General features: G+C 62.6%; 20 protein-coding genes. 8 read left to right on the forward strand and 12 right to left on the reverse strand.

Annotation, left to right across the window (positions count from 1 at the left end; genetic code table 11):
• Positions 1 to 45: 45 nt before the first annotated feature.
• From U873_RS0120230 to U873_RS0120250, 5 genes are all read right to left on the reverse strand, one after another.
• The gene (locus U873_RS0120230; RefSeq protein WP_025129972.1) at positions 46 to 1083 is read right to left on the reverse strand and encodes a DNA topoisomerase IB; all 1038 of its coding nucleotides are present in this window, start codon (positions 1081 to 1083) and stop codon (positions 46 to 48) included.
• A gap of 80 nt (positions 1084 to 1163) precedes the next feature.
• Positions 1164 to 2246, reverse strand: coding sequence for a molybdenum ABC transporter ATP-binding protein (gene modC / locus U873_RS0120235; protein WP_025129973.1), 1083 nt, complete (start codon positions 2244 to 2246; stop codon positions 1164 to 1166).
• A gap of 3 nt (positions 2247 to 2249) precedes the next feature.
• Positions 2250 to 2930, reverse strand: coding sequence for a molybdate ABC transporter permease subunit (modB, locus tag U873_RS0120240; RefSeq protein WP_025129974.1), 681 nt, complete (start codon positions 2928 to 2930; stop codon positions 2250 to 2252).
• Positions 2931 to 3698 (reverse strand): molybdate ABC transporter substrate-binding protein, encoded by a 768-nt coding sequence (gene modA / locus U873_RS0120245; protein WP_025129975.1) that lies wholly within the window; start codon positions 3696 to 3698, stop codon positions 2931 to 2933.
• A gap of 170 nt (positions 3699 to 3868) precedes the next feature.
• Complete coding sequence (locus U873_RS0120250; protein ID WP_025129976.1) at positions 3869 to 4933, reverse strand: nitronate monooxygenase family protein; 1065 nt, start codon at positions 4931 to 4933, stop codon at positions 3869 to 3871.
• Positions 4934 to 5146: 213 nt separating this feature from the next.
• On the opposite strand from U873_RS0120250, the gene U873_RS0120255 reads away from it, so the two are divergent.
• On the forward strand, positions 5147 to 5635 hold the full coding sequence (locus U873_RS0120255) for a GyrI-like domain-containing protein (RefSeq protein WP_025129977.1): 489 nt from the start codon (positions 5147 to 5149) through the stop codon (positions 5633 to 5635).
• Here the strand turns inward: U873_RS0120255 and ada are convergent.
• The 5 genes from ada to U873_RS0120280 all read right to left on the reverse strand — a co-directional run bounded on the left by ada (position 5599) and on the right by U873_RS0120280 (position 8745).
• Entirely contained in the window at positions 5599 to 6672 is a 1074-nt protein-coding gene (gene ada / locus U873_RS0120260) for a bifunctional DNA-binding transcriptional regulator/O6-methylguanine-DNA methyltransferase Ada (RefSeq protein ID WP_025129978.1), read from the reverse strand. The two genes, U873_RS0120255 and ada, sit on opposite strands and share 37 nt — an antisense overlap.
• A gap of 85 nt (positions 6673 to 6757) precedes the next feature.
• Positions 6758 to 7441, reverse strand: a complete 684-nt coding sequence (alkB, locus tag U873_RS0120265; RefSeq protein ID WP_025129979.1) for a DNA oxidative demethylase AlkB — start codon at positions 7439 to 7441, stop codon at positions 6758 to 6760.
• On the reverse strand, positions 7431 to 8147 hold the full coding sequence (locus U873_RS0120270; RefSeq protein WP_025129980.1) for a 2OG-Fe(II) oxygenase: 717 nt from the start codon (positions 8145 to 8147) through the stop codon (positions 7431 to 7433). Before U873_RS0120270 ends, alkB begins: the two co-directional genes overlap by 11 nt.
• Positions 8148 to 8240: 93 nt before the next feature.
• Positions 8241 to 8411 (reverse strand): hypothetical protein, encoded by a 171-nt coding sequence (locus U873_RS36980; protein WP_177330296.1) that lies wholly within the window; start codon positions 8409 to 8411, stop codon positions 8241 to 8243.
• Between the two features lie 31 nt (positions 8412 to 8442).
• A complete protein-coding gene (locus tag U873_RS0120280; protein ID WP_011061687.1) occupies positions 8443 to 8745 on the reverse strand; it encodes a DUF1883 domain-containing protein in 303 nt (100 codons plus the stop codon).
• A gap of 209 nt (positions 8746 to 8954) precedes the next feature.
• Here U873_RS0120280 and U873_RS0120285 point away from each other — a divergent pair, with 209 nt between their 5' ends.
• The 4 genes from U873_RS0120285 to U873_RS0120300 all read left to right on the forward strand — a co-directional run bounded on the left by U873_RS0120285 (position 8955) and on the right by U873_RS0120300 (position 11499).
• The gene (locus U873_RS0120285; RefSeq protein ID WP_081818688.1) at positions 8955 to 9305 is read left to right on the forward strand and encodes a hypothetical protein; all 351 of its coding nucleotides are present in this window, start codon (positions 8955 to 8957) and stop codon (positions 9303 to 9305) included.
• Positions 9306 to 9631: 326 nt separating this feature from the next.
• A complete protein-coding gene (locus U873_RS0120290; protein WP_025129982.1) occupies positions 9632 to 10282 on the forward strand; it encodes a cytochrome c in 651 nt (216 codons plus the stop codon).
• A 65-nt stretch (positions 10283 to 10347) separates the two neighbouring features.
• Entirely contained in the window at positions 10348 to 11199 is an 852-nt protein-coding gene (locus tag U873_RS0120295; protein ID WP_371261324.1) for a c-type cytochrome, read from the forward strand.
• A gap of 69 nt (positions 11200 to 11268) precedes the next feature.
• The gene (locus tag U873_RS0120300) at positions 11269 to 11499 is read left to right on the forward strand and encodes a hypothetical protein (RefSeq protein WP_025129984.1); all 231 of its coding nucleotides are present in this window, start codon (positions 11269 to 11271) and stop codon (positions 11497 to 11499) included.
• Positions 11500 to 11516: 17 nt separating this feature from the next.
• Here U873_RS0120300 and U873_RS0120305 read toward each other — a convergent pair whose 3' ends face one another.
• Entirely contained in the window at positions 11517 to 11798 is a 282-nt protein-coding gene (locus tag U873_RS0120305; protein WP_025129985.1) for a hypothetical protein, read from the reverse strand.
• A 454-nt stretch (positions 11799 to 12252) separates the two neighbouring features.
• Here U873_RS0120305 and galU point away from each other — a divergent pair, with 454 nt between their 5' ends.
• Positions 12253 to 13092, forward strand: coding sequence for a UTP--glucose-1-phosphate uridylyltransferase GalU (gene galU / locus U873_RS0120310; protein ID WP_025129986.1), 840 nt, complete (start codon positions 12253 to 12255; stop codon positions 13090 to 13092).
• Between the two features lie 132 nt (positions 13093 to 13224).
• Positions 13225 to 14583: a glutathione-disulfide reductase gene (gene gorA, locus U873_RS0120315; protein WP_025129987.1), complete on the forward strand. Its 1359-nt coding sequence runs from the start codon at positions 13225 to 13227 to the stop codon at positions 14581 to 14583.
• Here gorA and U873_RS0120320 read toward each other — a convergent pair whose 3' ends face one another.
• The gene (locus tag U873_RS0120320; protein ID WP_025129988.1) at positions 14584 to 15588 is read right to left on the reverse strand and encodes a DNA-binding protein; all 1005 of its coding nucleotides are present in this window, start codon (positions 15586 to 15588) and stop codon (positions 14584 to 14586) included.
• Positions 15589 to 15768: 180 nt separating this feature from the next.
• On the opposite strand from U873_RS0120320, the gene U873_RS0120325 reads away from it, so the two are divergent.
• Positions 15769 to 16707 carry a site-specific integrase gene (locus U873_RS0120325; RefSeq protein ID WP_025129989.1) on the forward strand — a complete coding sequence of 313 codons (939 nt, stop codon included), beginning with the start codon at positions 15769 to 15771 and terminating at the stop codon, positions 16705 to 16707.
• Positions 16708 to 16730 lie beyond the last annotated feature (23 nt).

Here is a 16730-nt window from a genome sequence, read left to right on the forward strand (position 1 = left end):
GTTGTGAGATCACCGCTGACAAGGGTGTCGTGCCGCTGATTGCACTCAGGTGGTTCTGCCGGCTTTCTCCAGGCCTTGGAGAAAACGGGTCAGGGCCACTTCTTCGGCCTTCAGCCACTTGCGCCCTCGGGTCCTGGGCAAGCCAGCCAGATCACCGAGGGTAAAACCTGTCAGCAAAGCGGGATGGATGTAACACTTGCGGCAGACCGCCGGCGTATTACCCAGCTCGCTGGCCACTTCCTTGATCGTCGTCACAATGTGTTTCTTGGCTTCGTCTTCGGGTTGCCAGGGCTGTTCGCGCAACCGTGCCAGGGTCAGGGCGCTGCCGGCCCAGGTGCGATAATCCTTGGCGGTGAATTCGGCACCGGTCAGTTGTTGCAGGCAGGTATTGATATCGGACGAACTGATCGGGTGCCGCTGGCCTTCCTCATCCAGGTACTGGAACAGGTGCTGGCCCGGCAATTCCAGGCAGCGCTTGACCACCCTGGCCAGGCGTGGGTCTTTCAGGGTGATCTGGTGCTCGACGCCGCTCTTGCCGCGAAACTGGAAGTGAATGGCGCTGCCGCTGACCTGTACATGGCGATTGCGCAGGGTGGTCAGTCCATAGGAGCGGTTGTCCCTGGCGTACTGGCTGTTGCCCACGCGGATCAGGGTTTGGTCCAGCAGGCTGATCACTGTGGCGAGGACTTTCTCACGGCTGAAGCCGGGGGTGGCGAGTTGTGCCTGCAGGTGCTGGCGCAGCTTGGGCAATGCGCTGCCGAAGGCCAGCAGCCGAGCGTATTTGTCGCCGTCGCGCACTTCGCGCCAACGAGGATGGTAGCGGTATTGCTTGCGCCCCCGGGCATCACGCCCGGTGGCTTGTAGGTGGCCTTTGGGATCACTGCAGATCCACACGTCTTCATAGGCCGGTGGAATCGCCAGGGCATTGATTCGCTGAATCTCCGTAGGGCGGGTGATGCGCTGGCCCTGGGTGTCGAAATACACGAAGCGGCCCCGCAGCTTGCGGCGCCGCAGCCCCGGTTGCTGGTCGTCGGTGTAGTGTAGGTCGGAGGGCAGATCAGGGGTGTCCGGGGTGTCGGGCATGGCAGCGGAACCTTGGCAAAGAGCGGGCCTGTAGACGATGGACCGCAGGCCGCGCTGAGGGTGCCGAGGTTTTGTGCGCTTTATGCCAGGACCGCCACGGCCTTGATCTGGGCCCAGAGCTGCTGGCCGGGGTGCAGGTTCAACTGATCCCGCGAGTAGCGGGTAATGCGCGCCAGCAACGGCGTGCCTGCTGCATCCAGGCGTACCAGGACGTGAGCGGCATTGTCCGCCGGAATCTCGTGACTGACGGTGACGGGCAAGCGGTTGAGGATACTGCTGTGCTCGCTGTCCAGAAGGCTCAGGCTGACGTCGCGGGCCTGGACCTTGAAGCGCAGGGCCTTGCCGTGTGCCAGGGGCGCGTGGGCCACGCGAATACTCAGGTGGCTGGCGGGCAATTGCAGGGTCAGCAGTTGATAGGCCGCGTCGTAGTGGCTGACCCGACCGTCCACCACGACCCCGGCGTCATCGCCCAGGGCCAGGGGCAGGTCCAGGCGTGCCAGGGTCTCGCCGATCGGACCGCTGGCCAGGGCCTTGCCTTCACTGAGCAGCACGATGTGGTCGGCCAGGCGCGCCACTTCGTCCTGGGAGTGACTGACGTACAGCACCGGGATATCCAGCTCGTCGTGCAGGCGTTCCAGGTAGGGCAGGATTTCACCTTTGCGTTTCGAGTCCAGGGCCGCCAGGGGCTCATCCATCAGCAGCAGCCGGGGGCTGGTGAGCAGGGCCCGGGCGATGCCGACACGCTGGCGCTCGCCCCCGGAAAGGTGCTGCGGATGGCGCTCGAGCAGGTGGCCGATACCCAGCAGCTCGGTGGCCTGGGCCATGTCCACCCGACGTTGCGCCTTGGCAATGCGCCGCAGGCCGAACTCCAGATTGGCCTGCACCGACAGGTGCGGGAACAGGCTGGCTTCCTGGAACACATAGCCCAGGGAGCGCTTGTGGGGGGCAACGAACAGTTTGCGCTGGCTGTCCTGCCAGACTTCGTCATTGATCTGGATGCGCCCGCGGCCGTTTTTTTCCAGGCCGGCAATGCAGCGCAGGCAAGTGGTCTTGCCCGATCCCGAGTGGCCATAGAGCGCGGTCACGCCGCGTCCCGGCAGTTGCAGGTCGAGGTCCAGGCCGAAGTCCTGATAACCCAGTTGCAGCTTGAGATGAATGCCCATCGGTCAGCTCCAGGCGGCTTTGGTCTTGCGGCTGGAATACAGCGCCAGCAGCACCAGGAACGAGAACACCAGCATGGCCCCGGCCAGCCAGTGGGCCTGGGCGTACTCCATGGCCTCGACATGATCGTAGATCTGCACCGAGACCACCCGGGTCTTGTTGGGAATATTGCCGCCGATCATCAGCACCACGCCGAATTCGCCGACGGTGTGGGCGAAACCCAGGATCGAGGCGGTGATGAACCCCGGTCGGGCCAGGGGCAGGATCACCGTGAAAAAGGTGTCCCAGGGGTTGGCGCGCAGGGTGGCGGCCACTTCCAGGGGGCGGCTGCCAATGGCGGAAAAGGCGTTCTGCAGGGGTTGCACGACAAAGGGCATGGAATAGATCACCGAGCCCAGCACCAGACCGCTGAAACTGAAGGTCAGGGTGCCCAGGCCCAGGGACTGGGTGAGTTGCCCGAAGAAACCGTTGGGCCCGAGGGCCAGCAGCAGGTAGAAACCGATCACCGTGGGCGGCAGTACCAGGGGCAGCGCCACCACGGCGCCGATCGGGCCGCGCAGCCAGGAGCGGGTACGCGACAGCCACAACGCAATCGGAGTACCGACGACCAGCAGGATCAGCGTCGTCAGGGACGCCAGCTTCAGGGTCAGCCAGATGGCGGAAAAGTCGGCACTCGACAGGTTCATTTACAGTTGGTAGCCGTAGGACTTGATGATCGCGCCGGCTTTCGGCCCCTTGAGGTAGTCAACCAGCGCCTTGGCGGCCGGGTTGTCCTTGCCCTTGTTGAGGATCACGGCGTCCTGCTTGATCGGCTCATGCATCTCGCCGGGAACGATCCAGGCCGAGCCGCTGGTGACCTTGCCGTCCTTGTAGATCTGCGACAGGGCAACGAAGCCCAGTTCGGCATTGCCGGTGGAGACGAACTGATAGGCCTGGGTGATGTTCTGGCCTTCGACGATCTTGTCCTTGACCTTGTCGATCAGGCCGAGCTTGGCCAGCACCTGGGTTGCAGCCAGCCCATAGGGTGCGGCTTTCGGGTTGGCGATGGACAGGTGCTGGTACTGGTTGTCCTTGAGCACCTGGCCCTTGCTGTCGACGTAGCCGTCCTTGGCCGACCACAGGGCCAGGGTGCCGATGGCGTAGGTGAAGCGCGAGCCCTTGACGATGTCGCCTTCGCTTTCGAGTTTTTGCGGCGTGCTGTCGTCCGCGGAGAGGAACACCTCGAAGGGCGCGCCATTCTTGATCTGCGCGTAGAACTGCCCGGTGGCACCATAGGCCGCCACCAGCTTGTGTCCGGTGTCCTTTTCGAAGTCGGCGGCGATGGCCTGGATCGGCGCGGTGAAGTTGGCGGCCACCGCCACCTGGACTTCATCGGCCTGGGCCGATCCGAAGGCGAATACGGCAAGCAGGGTGGCGAGACACGTCGGTGCAAAACCTGTGGCGCGAAGGTTCATGAAGCAGCTCCATTGGGGGGAAGAAGCATTGGGCAGCGAGTTATTGGAAGGGTCTGCACCAAGGCGAGGGGAATCGCTATATAGCAGAATATATAGCGAATTGTCGACGGGCGGAACTCTGCCGGCGCTTCCCCTGAAGCCGGCCGCGAATGAAGTCGCAGCCGGGCTGCTCAGCGCCGCTGGAGCCGCGCCAGGGTCTGTTCGGCCAGGCGCAGGGTCAGCTCATAGCTGGACAGTTCCACCCCCAGGCGCAGGGCTTGCCCGGACCAGAGATTGGCGAAGTCCGCTTCGTCCTTGGCCCGCAATGGCATCAGTGCGCCGCCGGCCCGGGGAAAGGCGGGAGCCAGGGGGCTCATGGGCCCCATTTCGCGCATGACCCGGTTGATGATGCCGCGGGCAGGGCGCCCGGTGAACAGGTTGGTCACCGCGGTCTGGCTTTCCTTGGCGCTGCGCAGGGCCTTGTGGTGGGCAGCGCTGACCTTGGCTTCCGGGGTGAACAGGTAGGCGGTGCCCAGCATGGCTGCCGATGCGCCGAGGGCCAGTGCCGCGACAATGCCCCGGGCGTCGCCGATGCCACCGGCGGCGATCACCGGCAGCTTCACGGCGTCGACCACTTGCGGCACCAGTGCCAGGGTGCCGACCTGGCTGTTGAGGTCGTCGCTGAGGAACATCGCCCGATGCCCGCCGGCTTCGTAGCCCATGGCGATGATCGCATCGCAACCCCGGGCTTCCAGCCACAGGGCTTCATCGACGGTGCTGGCCGAGGAGAGGATCTTTGCCCCGGTGGCCTTGACCCGTGCCAGCAGCGCTGGCTCCGGCAGGCCGAAGTGAAAGCTCACCACTTCGGGGCGCAGTTCTTCCACCAGCTGGCAGCTGGTTTCGTCGAAGGGCGCTCGGTTGCTGACCGGAGTCGGGGCGTCGAAGTCGGCCCCCAGTTCTCGGTAGTAGGGTTCGAGGGCGTTTTTCCAGCGGGTTTCCTGTTCGCTGTCGACGGGCTGTACCTGATGGCAGAAGAAGTTCAGGTTCAGGGGATGCCGGGTGGCTGAGCGAATGACCTGCACTTCCTGGCGAATCTGCTCGGTGCCGAGCATGGCGCAGGGCAATGAACCGAGGGCGCCAGCCCGCGAGGCGCCGATCACCATGGCGGAGCCGGTGGCGCCGGCCATTGGTGCCTGGATGATCGGCAGTTCAATGCCCAGCAGAGTAAGGAGACGGCTGTCAGTCCAATGGCTCATGTGAAAGGGTCCTCCGTCGGCAGTATTAGACGATGCAGGCGCAAGGTTTTATCAGGAGAAGGCCGGGCAATGCCAGCTGACTTTTCAGGCGCAGGCTCAAACCCGCACATTTGCTGCCTGGGCAAGAGCATGTTTGACGGCTGTTGGTGGGGGCCATCCGGCGCTAGACTGCGGCGGATATTTTCACTCACCGCTTGGGAAGGATGGCTGACCATGGATGTAAAACTGCGCGAGGTGCTGCCTTTCAGCGTCGCGGGTCTGCAAGTGCGTACCCGTAACGTCGAGGAGCAGCAGGCGGACAGCGCCAGGATCGGGCCCCTGTGGCAGCGTTTCTATGTCGAGGACCTGTTCGACAAGGTTGCCCCCAGGGAGCCGGACTCTTTCGTCTATGGGGTCTATTCCAACTACGAGTCCGATGCCTCGGGGCACTTTGACGTGACTGCCGGAGTGGCCTTGAGCGGCCCCTGCGCCGACTACCCGAGCGTGGACATCCTGGGCGGTGAGTACCTGATGTTCAGCGCCAAGGGGGCCATGCCCGATTGCGTGATCCAGACCTGGGGCCTGATCTGGGCCTACTTCCAGGACAACCCCCAGGTCCGCCGCGCCTTCGCGACGGATTTCGAGGTCTACACCAGCGCCGACTCGGTAGCGATCTACATCGGTATTCAGGCGTCGGACGAGCTTTCTCGCTCCAGCAACTGACGCTTGCGCTCCACGCCCCAGCGGTAGCCCGAGAGGTTGCCGTCGCTGCGCACCACCCGGTGGCAAGGAATCGCCACCGCCAGGCTGTTGGCCGCGCACGCCTGGGCCACCGCGCGCATGGCCTTGGGCGCACCAATGCGCTGGGCGATCTCGGCATAGCTGGCGGTGCTGCCGGCCGGGATGCTTCGCAGGGCCTGCCACACCCGTTCCTGGAACGCTGTGCCGCGCAGGTCCAGGGGCAGGTCGAGGCCGATCGCCGGGGCTTCGATAAACCCCACCACCTGGGCGATCAGGCGCTCGAAGTCGCGGTCGGCACCGAGCAGGTTGGCGCGAGGGAATTTGTCCTGCAGTTGTTCAACCAACTGGTTGGCATCGTCCCCCAGCAGAATGGCGCAAACCCCCCGATTGCTCTGTGCCACCAGGATTGCGCCCAGGGAGCACTGGCCGACAGCGAAGCGGATGTCGGTCTCTGGACCGCCAGCGCGGTAGGCACTGGGCTTCATGCCCAGCAATTGGTCCGCGGCCTCGTAGAAGCGGCTGTTGGAATTGAAGCCGGCGTCGTACAGGGCCTCGGTCACCGACTGGCCGCGCTCCAGGTGCGAGCGGACCTTGCGCGAGCGCTGCGCGTTGGCGTAGCCCCGTGGCGTCAGGCCGGTGGCGGCCTTGAATACCCGATGGAAGTGATAGCTGCTCATGCCTGCGTGTTGCGCCAGTTGGGTCAGGCTTGGCGCGGACTCGGCCTTCTCGATCTGTCGGCAGGCAGTCGCCACCAGCGCGGCATGCTGAGCAGCCACCTGGGTCTGGTCGCTGGCCTGGCGCTTGCTCGGCCGATAACCCGCGGCCTCGGCCTGCGCGGCGCTGTCGAAGAACTCGACATTTTCCGCCTTGGGCAGGCGTGACAGGCTGCTGGGGCGGCAATACACGCCGGTAGTGCGCACGGCGTAGACAAACTGGCTGTCGGCGCTGGCATCGCGCTTGAGCACGGCCTGCCAGCGAGGGTCCTGTTCGATCTGATGTTTGCGCGACGAAGCATTCATGGTCGGTACTCGGCAAGGAATGGTGGCCAGATTAACCAGGCTTGACCAGCTCGGCATCCCGCTGCTTGCGGTTGAATTCCCGACATCAGCCGGCCTGGCGAAAGGTCAGGTTGATCCGCTGCTGGCCGAGCAGGGGGTGGATGCCGTCCTTGAGAGGCTGTACCCCGTGATAGCGCAGGCGGTCGACGCCACCCCAGACCACCACATCACCATGCAGCAGGGGAATCCTTTGGCTGGGGTCGCCGCGTTGCTGGCCGCCGAAGAGAAAGATTGCCGGCAGGCCCAGGGACACGGAAACGATGGGAGCGCTGTAGTCCCGTTCATTCTTGTCCTGGTGCAGGGACATCTTCGCCCCGGGCCGGTAACAGTTGATCAGGCAGGAGTCGGGTGCAAATGGGGCGAAGCCCGCGGCATTCGCGGCGGCCTCGGCCAATTGTGCGAACTCGGCAGGCATGGCGGGCCAGGGTTGCCGGCTTTGTGGGTCGATCCGGCTGTAGCGATAACCGCTGCGGTCGGTGGTCCAGCCCAACTGCCCGCAACTGCTCAGGCCGACGGACATGCTGAAACCTCCCGGGGTCACCATGTGGCGAAAGGGCGCCGTGGCCAGTACCGCGTCAAGCTGGGGCAGCAGGCGTTCGATCCAGGGCAGGGCAAAGCCGCGCAGAACCCGTGACTGAGGCCCCAGCACATCGGTGCGCGTCGGCTGCTGCAGGTCTTGCTCATCGAACAGCCCGGGGCTGGTTGCGGGGCCTTCATGGTTACAAGGCATCGTGAAAGATCACTCCAAGGGTGTGGCGTCGACCGCTGTGCACGCGGCTGACCCCGTGGCGCAGGGTCACCCGATAGTGCCCGCGTGCGCCTTTTATCGGCCGATGATGCACGGCGAAAATCAGCCCATCACCCTGCTTCAGACCAATGACCTGTGGTCGTGACTGCAGGCGCGGGCGCTGTTCGGTGAGCACCAGTTCGCCGCCGGTGAAGTCGCTCTCCGGTTGCGACAGGAGGAAGGCCACTTGCAAGGGGAATACGTGCTCGCCGTACAGGTCCTGATGCAGGCAGTTGTAATCGCCGGGACCGTATTGCAGCAACAGCGGCGTGGGACGTTGTTGTCCGGCAGCGTGGCAACGCTGAATGAACGCCGAGTGGGTCGCCGGGTAGCGAATGTCGATGTTCATCGTCTGGTTCCAGCGATTGGCCTGGCCGACCAGGTGGGGGTAGAAGTCGCTGCGCAATTGCGCCACCGGGTCCGGCAGCGGGTAGCCAAAGTACTGATACTCACCGAGGCCGAAGCCATGGCGAGCCATGTGCACTTTTGAGCGGAACAGTTCGGGCTGCTGGTACAGACGGCTCAGGGCGCGGCATTCTTCGTGGCTCAGCAGGCCTTCGAGGCGGGCCCAGCCGTCCTGATCGAGGGCCTGCTCGATGCAGGCCCAATCCAGTTGTTGCAGGCGGTCTTGCAGCGGGGGAACGAACATGGCGCGGGTGTCCTGGACAGAAGGTGGTTCCGGCCAGTCTGGCTGCCTGGAGCGACGTCTACACTCCGCTGCTTGCGCTTGAATCGGGACGATCTACAGGGCCTTGCTGACGCTGATGTCGCTGATCACGGCGTCGGATTGGCCATGCAGAGCTGCCAGGGCGGCCCGGGCTTCTTCCTGGGTGCCGGTTTCCAACTGGGCGAACTCGAAGCGCCGCTCGCCGTTGAGTTTGTATTTGATGACGTACTTGGTGGTCTGGGGCACGGGAATACCTGTGGTCGCGGGAGGCGGGGGCTTAGCGCAGTTTCGAACTGGAGCGTCGGATGATGCGGATCGAGTGCGTCAGGTTCGGCTTGCGGGTCACACTGATGGGGCGGCGGTTGACGGTGTCGATGGTGATGTTCCAGAAGCCGGTGCTCGGCGCGGTGATCTTGGCTGGAAACTTGTCGAAAGCCCCACCGTGGTAGGTGTGGCGGCCACCGTTCTTGAAGCTGCGGAAGTTGGCGTCGCTCATCAGGCGAATGTTGCAGACCTGGGAGCATTCGATGACGACGATATCGTCTTCGTTCAGGTGCTCGCGCTGGTGAATGAATTTCATGGGGGTCTCCAGAAGGGCTATAGCTACAAAAGCAAAACGTTTGCGTGGGCGATGGCGCAGTTTATCAGGCCCCAAGGGTTATTATTCGGCCCCGGTGTCGGGCTTTGACAATTTAAAACAGTTATTTGGATTTTTATCGGCGATAAAAGCCGGGCCTCTGGAGAAAAACAGCGTTCTTGCTGTCGGAGGGATTTTACTGGAGGTTTCATATGATGCGTTGGGTGTGGGTTCTGGCTTTGGTCATCAGCGGTTGTGCGACCGTCTCGGACATTAACCAGACGCCGCCGACTTTGAACGTCATTTCGGGAAAGAAACCTCAGGAATACGCCAAGTGCCTGACCGATAAGCTCTCCGATAGCCGAGGCGCGCTGCAAGTCGAGCCCCATAAGGATGGCTACCGGGTGATCGTGCCCCAGAGCCTGTCGCCGGCGCCGGCTGCAGTGTTCTACATCGATACTCGATCTGGTGGCAGCAGCATCAAGCTGCATGAGCAGATGTCCAACAACCCTCTGCGCCCACAGGATGTGCGCAAAGCCGGTGAGAGCTGCATCTCCGGCTGATGGCTCAAGCGCTGTCCTTGCTCCGTTGCGGCAGCGATGGCGTCGATTTTCGCCTGCCACCGCGCACCGCGCTGCCGCCCCAGGCAGCGACCGGGTCCTGCAAGGTGGCGCCAGTGGTTATTCAATAACGCCCGTGCGGGCGAGCAGTTTCATAGCGAGCCGCACCTCCCTCTGTTGAGCGTTCCTGGCTGAAAAGCCGGGCCCGTGCCCCCGCCAATCCAGGATAAAACCGCCCGTTTCGTATTGTCGCTGCGGATCAATTGACCTACTATTTGTGTGCTTATGCCGGTTGAGTCTAAGCATATAACTAAAATAATGGAGTCCATATGATCCCACTGGATCGAATGCTATTGAGTGGCCTGATGCTGCTGCTTGTGCAAACTGCCCACGCCGTGGATGGGCAAAAAGTCTTCACCCAGGGCGGCGCGCAGCCGGGAGCGACCGCTTGCCTGGCGTGTCATGGTGCAGATGGAATGGGCCTGGCCCCTGCCGGCTTTCCGCGCCTTGCCGGGTTGCCGGCGGCTTATCTGAGCAAGCAACTGCATGACTTTCGCAGCGGTGCTCGCACCAGCCCGGTCATGCAACCGCTGGCCAAGGCCTTGAGCGAAGATGAAATCACTGCAGTGACCAGCACCCTGGCTGCCATGCCGGGGCCCAAGACCCCGGCTGTCAGTCGGAGCCAGGCCGCAACCGGTGTCGGTGAGCGCCTGGCGTTGCGCGGGGCCTGGGAGCGCCAGATTCCCGAGTGCGTGAGTTGCCACGGCCCTGGCGGCGTCGGTGTCGGCGACGCCTTCCCACCCCTGGCCGGGCAGCCCGCGAGTTACCTGGTGGCGCAGTTGAACGCCTGGCGTGAAGGCACTCGCCACAATGACCCCAATGACCTGATGGGGCATGTCGCCAAATCCTTGAGCAACGAAGAGGTCGCGGCAGTGGCGGATTACTTCGCGACCTTGAACCAGCAGGAGAAGCGGCCATGAAACCATTGATTGCAGGATCGTTGATGGCCTTGCTCGCGGGGCAGGTGCAGGCGGCCACGATTGCCATGGAAGACCAGTCGCAGATACCGGCACCGAGCGCTGCAGCCCATGCCGAGTACTTCAAGCCGCCGGCCGAGAGTGAGCTGCCGGACAATGCCTACGGCAAACTGGTGCGTGAGGGCTATGCGCTGTTTGTCGACACCAAGCGCCTGGCGCCGAAGTACGTGGGCAACGGCCTCAGTTGCAGCAACTGCCACCTTGATCAGGGACGCCTGGCCAACTCCGCGCCGCTTTGGGGTGCGTACCCCATGTACCCGGCCTATCGCAAGAAGAACGACAAGGTGAACACCTTTGCCGAGCGCTTGCAGGGCTGCTTCCAGTTCAGCATGAACGGAGGCAAGCCGCCGGCCGCCGACAGTCCCGAGATCACTGCGCTGTCGGTGTATGCCTACTGGCTGGCGAGCAAGGCGCCGCTGGGGGTCGAGTTGCCTGGGCGCGGTTATCCCGACGTCGCCCAGCCGGCCAAGGGCTACGACCTGAAGCAGGGCGCTGCGGTGTATCAGGCGCAGTGTGCGGTCTGTCATGGTCCGCAAGGCCAGGGGCAGAAAGTCGGCGACGATTACGTGATGCCACCGTTGTGGGGCAAGGACTCCTACAACTGGGGAGCAGGGATGCACCGGATCAATACCGCTGCCTCCTTCATCAAGCACAACATGCCTCTGGGCAAGGGCGGCAGTCTGAGCGATCAGCAGGCCTGGGACGTGGCGGCGTTCCTCAACAGCCATGAGCGGCCTCAGGATCCACGCCTGGTGGACGGCTCGATCGAGAAGACCCGGGTCAAGTTTCACGCCAATGATGGGGTGAATTTGTACGGCCAGACCGTCGAAGGCGTGCTGATAGGCCAGGGCATCCGATAAACTGTCGCCCATTGTCACTGATGCCGCCCGGGCTCACGCTTTGGCGGCATCGTTTTTTCGGGAGAAAGCATGAAGCGGGAACACGTCAGGGAAAAGCATGCAGAGGGCTTGATCTCTGCCACCCATGTGATTCAGAACCCGGCCAATTCCGGGGAGTGGATCGTGTTTTTCAAGAAGAGTGCCGGGCGCAGCTACTTTCTGGTGGACGAAAGCGACGAGGTGGAATCCTTCTCCCGCCTCGATGACCTGATCGAGACCATCCGCAACCTGGGCATCAAGTTCGCCGAGATTCATATGTAGCAGGGCTGCTGCGCCCGTTACTTGCAGACCACCACCACGCTGCGGCTTTTATAGTTGCCGACATCGACTCCCAGGGTCTTGTCGCTTTCCTTGGGGGCGGGCGTGCCTTCGCTACTGACGATCCGGTAGCCCGTACCGGCGCACGATGCCTCGGCTTTCTCATAGCAACTGGCCCAGGAACTGGCCTCTCCGGAGCAGTCGATGCTCAGGCCCTGTTCGCCATCGGTGAGGTAGGTATCGGACACCGAGGCGCATCCGCTCAGGGCCAGTACTGCAGTGATGAAGAGAAGTCTGTTCATGGGGGAGGTCGTCATCTTTAAGAGGGGGCGTTGGGAGCCATGCGCCACAGTGGCGATGCTATAGCTAATGGCCATTTCGGTACAGGACAACCCTTTAGTCCGCGGTCGTCGCGGGAAAGTGCCGTAGTCGCTCTGGGCGGCGACTCTGGCAAGGCGTTCCAGGCTGCCTCGGCGGTGCCATCATGGTGCGCGAGTGTGCGCTCTGTTCTGCGGGTTCAAGCGCCTTGGCAGGGGAGGCAGGAGAAAGGCCGGGAGATGCGCGCAGGCGCCGGTTTGCAAGAGGTGCACGGTCATCGAGGTTTACGCCGCAAGCGATCTGGAGGATGCTGCGGAACTATCTGGCGCTTTATTTCTCTATGATGGCAGCGGTTAGCCAGCGCGGGGCATTGTAAGGTGCACGCCGCCTGATTAGACTGCGCCGAAACTCGTACGCACAGCCTTTTTAAGGACTCACATGATCAAGAAATGCTTGTTCCCCGCAGCCGGTTACGGTACTCGCTTCCTGCCAGCGACTAAAGCCATGCCCAAAGAAATGCTGCCGGTGGTGAACAAGCCACTGATCCAGTACGGCGTTGAAGAAGCGCTGGATGCCGGATTGAATGAAATCTCCATCGTGACCGGTCGCGGCAAGCGCGCCCTCGAAGACCACTTCGACATCAGTTACGAGCTGGAAAACCAGATCAAGGGCACCGACAAGGAAAAATACCTGGTTGGTATCCGCAAGCTGCTGGACGAGTGTTCCTTCTCTTACACTCGCCAAACCGAGATGAAAGGCCTGGGCCACGCGATTCTGACCGGCCGCCCGCTGATCGGTGATGAACCCTTCGCCGTGGTCCTGGCGGACGACCTGTGCGTGAACCTGGAAGGCGACGGCGTCCTGACCCAGATGGTCAAGCTGTACAAGCAGTACCGCTGCACCATCGTCGCGATCCAGGAAGTCGATCCACAGGAAACCAACAAGTACGGCGTGATCGCTGGCGATCTGATTGGCGACGACCTCTACCGTGTGCGCAACATGGTCGAGAAGCCAAAGCCGGAAGATGCCCCGTCGAACCTGGCGATCATCGGTCGCTACATCCTGACGCCGGACATCTTCGGGCTGATCGAGCAGACCGAGCCAGGCAAGGGCGGTGAAATCCAGATCACCGACGCCCTGATGAAGCAGGCGCAGGACGGTTGCGTGATTGCCTACAAGTTCAAGGGCAAGCGTTTTGACTGCGGTGGCGCCGAAGGCTACATCGAGGCAACCAACTTCTGCTTCGAACACTTCTACAAGACCGGCAAGGCTTACTGATAGTCGCTGTACGGGTTTGTCGGGAAAAGCCACCTTCGGGTGGCTTTTTCATTTGGCGCCCTTATGTCAAACCTCTGCGCTGACCCGATCGCCATCAGCGGTTATGCTTGTCAGCCTGCCTGGGAGAGTGAAATGGCCTACGATTTTGATCTTTATGTAATTGGTGCCGGTTCCGGCGGTGTGCGTTGCGCGCGATTCGCCGCAGGTTTCGGGGCGAAAGTCGCGGTTGCCGAGAGTCGTTATCTGGGCGGTACCTGCGTCAACGTCGGCTGTGTGCCGAAAAAACTGCTGGTGTATGGCGCCCACTTCGCCGAGGACTTCGAGCAAGCCTCGGGTTTTGGCTGGTCCCTGGGCGAGGCGAACTTTGACTGGGCGACCCTGATCGCCAACAAGGACCGTGAAATCAATCGCCTCAATGGCATCTACCGCAACCTGCTGGTCAACAGCGGCGTCACCCTGCATGAGGGGCATGCCAAGGTGGTCGACCCTCACCAGGTTGAGGTCAATGGCCAGCGTTACAGTGCCAAGCACATCCTGATTGCCACGGGTGGCTGGCCGCAGATCCCGGACATTCCGGGGCGCGAACACGCCATCAGTTCCAACGAAGCCTTTTTCCTCAAGGAACTGCCCAAGCGGGTCCTGGTGGTGGGCGGCGGTTACATCGCGGTGGAGTTTGCCGGGATCTTCCACGGCCTGGGCGCCGACACCCAGTTGCTGTACCGCGGTGAGCTGTTCCTGCGTGGCTTCGATGGCGCGGTGCGCAAGCACTTGCAGGAAGAGTTGACCAAGCGTGGTCTGGGGCTGCAATTCAACGCCGACATCGAGCGCATCGACAAACAGGCCGATGGCAGCCTTGAGGTCACCCTCAAGGACGGTCGCAAGTTACAGGCCGATTGCGTGTTCTACGCCACCGGGCGCCGGCCGATGCTGGATAACCTGGGGCTGGAGAACACCGGGGTCAAGCTCGACAAGCGTGGTTTCATCGAGGTCGATGACCAATACCAGAGTAGCGAGCCGTCGATCCTGGCCATTGGTGATGTGATCGGCCGTGTGCAATTGACGCCTGTGGCCCTGGCCGAAGGCATGGCGGTCGCCCGGCGCCTGTTCAGGCCCGAGCAGTATCGCCCGGTGGATTACCAGATGATCCCCACCGCCGTGTTCAGCTTGCCCAACATTGGCACCGTCGGCCTCACCGAGGAGCAGGCGCGGGAGGCCGGGCACCAGGTGCAGGTATTCGAAAGTCGTTTCCGGCCGATGAAGCTGACCCTGACCGACTGCCAGGAGCGCACGCTGATGAAGCTGGTGGTGGATGCCGACAGTGACAAGGTGCTGGGTTGCCACATGGTCGGCCCTGATGCCGGCGAAATCGTTCAGGGCCTGGCGATCGCCTTGAAGGCTGGAGCGACCAAGCGTGACTTCGACGAAACCATCGGTGTGCATCCGACGGCCGCCGAAGAGTTTGTCACCATGCGTACTCCCGTCGCGGACTGATCAGTCCGCAGCTGTGCCTGGTTGCGCCTGGGTGGCGGTGGCCAGGCGCAGTGCCTCAAGGCCGGCCTCGGCCTTGGTGGCACGCAGCTCCAGGTCCTTGCTCGACTGGGCGCCCTTGTCGGCGTCTTGCTTGAGTGTCTGAATCTCTTCTGTTGCCACGCGCAAGCGTTCCTGGAGCAGGGTGCTGGCGCTTTCCTGGCGTGCCAGCTGTTCGCTGAGCTGTGCCTGCCGTGTCGTGCTCTTGGCGGCGGCGTCCTGGGTTTGCTTCAGCTCCTTGTGCAGGGCCCGCTGTTCGGCGAGCAAGCGTTCGTTGTCGCGGTGCAGCTGGGTGATTTCATCCTGGCGCACCAGGGCGCTCTGCTGGGCCTGGCGCAACTCCATCTGCACCTGCTGCATCTGCCCTTCGTGACGACGCAATTCCTGCTCACGCTGCTCCTTGCTGGCGGCGCGGTAGTGTTCCAGGGCGTCCCGTGCATGCAGGTGCTTGTCTTCCAGGGAGCGGATCTGCTGCTCCTTGTCCTCCAGGCGCAAGTCGCAATCCTTCAATGCCTGGTTGAGCTCGGCGTTGCGGGTCTGTTCGCTCTGCAGCATGGAGCGGGTTTCCAGCAGGGCGGTGGTTTCACTGGCCAGGGCGCTGGCCTGGATCTGCAACTGCTGTTGCAACTGCTCCTGATTGCCTCGGGCTGCGTCCAACTGCTGTTGCAGTGCCTGCTGCTGTTCCTCGAAGCGGGCGAGGGCTTCATCAAGGGGTTCCTGGGCCTGCTCCTGAAGACGTTGTGCCAGGCGTCCCACCAGTTCAGCCAGTTCTTCATTCAGCGGCACTGGGCCTGCGTCACGGCGGCTGGTGCCATCGTCCAGTTCCTTCAGGTAGCGATGGATGGTGGTTTTCGAGCCGGTATTGCCCATTTCTATGCGTACTGCATCGATGCTGGGGTGTTCGCCACGGGCGAGAATCGCCTGGCGCGCCTTTTTCACTACCGCCTTGTTTATGCCTCCACGAGCCATGCATCCTCCAACGATTTAATACTGTGTTACGTGGTATGTAATTAGCGATTATTGTACAGATGTGAAAGCGGTTTCGGTAGCTATTATCTGACATGGGATATTATGGTATTACCCCTTGTTATGGGCCCGTTAGCGACCTTTTGCCTGCTATCGCCGTACATCTGCCTGAGCTGAGCCGCCATGAGTGAGCTGGATCGTTACCTGCAAGCCGCCACCCGCGACAACACCCGCCGCAGTTATCGGGCGGCCATCGAGCACTTCGAGGTGCAGTGGGGCGGATTCCTGCCGGCGACGGCGGACAGCATCGCCCGCTATCTCGCGGCGTATGCCGGGCAACTGTCGATCAACACCTTGAGGTTGCGCCTGTCGGCCCTGGCGCAGTGGCACGCCAGCCAGGGTTTTGCCGATCCGACCAAGGCTCCGGTGGTGCGCCAGGTCTTCAAGGGCATTCGTGCCGTGCATCCGACCCAGGAGAAGCAGGCCGAGCCCTTGCAGCTACAGCACCTGGAGCAGGTGGCGAGCTGGCTCGACAACGAAGCTCTCGCGGCGGCGGCCGAGGCGCGTCCGGCTGACCTGTTACGCGCTAGGCGTGATCGGGCGCTGATCTTGCTGGGGTTCTGGCGAGGCTTTCGCAGTGACGAGTTGTGCCGGCTGCAGATCGAGCATGTGCAGGCGGTCGCAGGGTCCGGCATCAGCCTCTATCTGCCGCGCAGCAAGGCAGATCGCAACAACCTTGGCCGGACCTTCCGTACCCCGGCCTTGCAGCGGTTGTGCCCGGTACAGGCCTATATCGAATGGATCAACGGCGCGGCCCTGGTGCGGGGGCCGGTGTTTCGCAAGATCGATCGCTGGGGGAACCTGAGCGAGCAGGGGATGCACGCCAACAGTGTCATCCCGCTGTTGCGCCAGGCCCTGGAGCGCGCGGGCATCACTGCCGAACACTACACCAGCCATTCCCTGCGCCGTGGTTTTGCTACCTGGGCCCACCGCAGTGGCTGGGACTTGAAGTCGTTGATGAGCTATGTCGGCTGGAAGGATCTGAAGTCGGCCATGCGCTACGTCGAGGCTAGTCCGTTCATGGGCATGGCGCGTATCGACGAGAAGCCGATCCCGCAGTGAATAGAATTTCTTCTATTAATACT

Source organism: Pseudomonas sp. PH1b, assembly GCF_000633395.1.
Lineage (GTDB): Bacteria > Pseudomonadota > Gammaproteobacteria > Pseudomonadales > Pseudomonadaceae > Aquipseudomonas.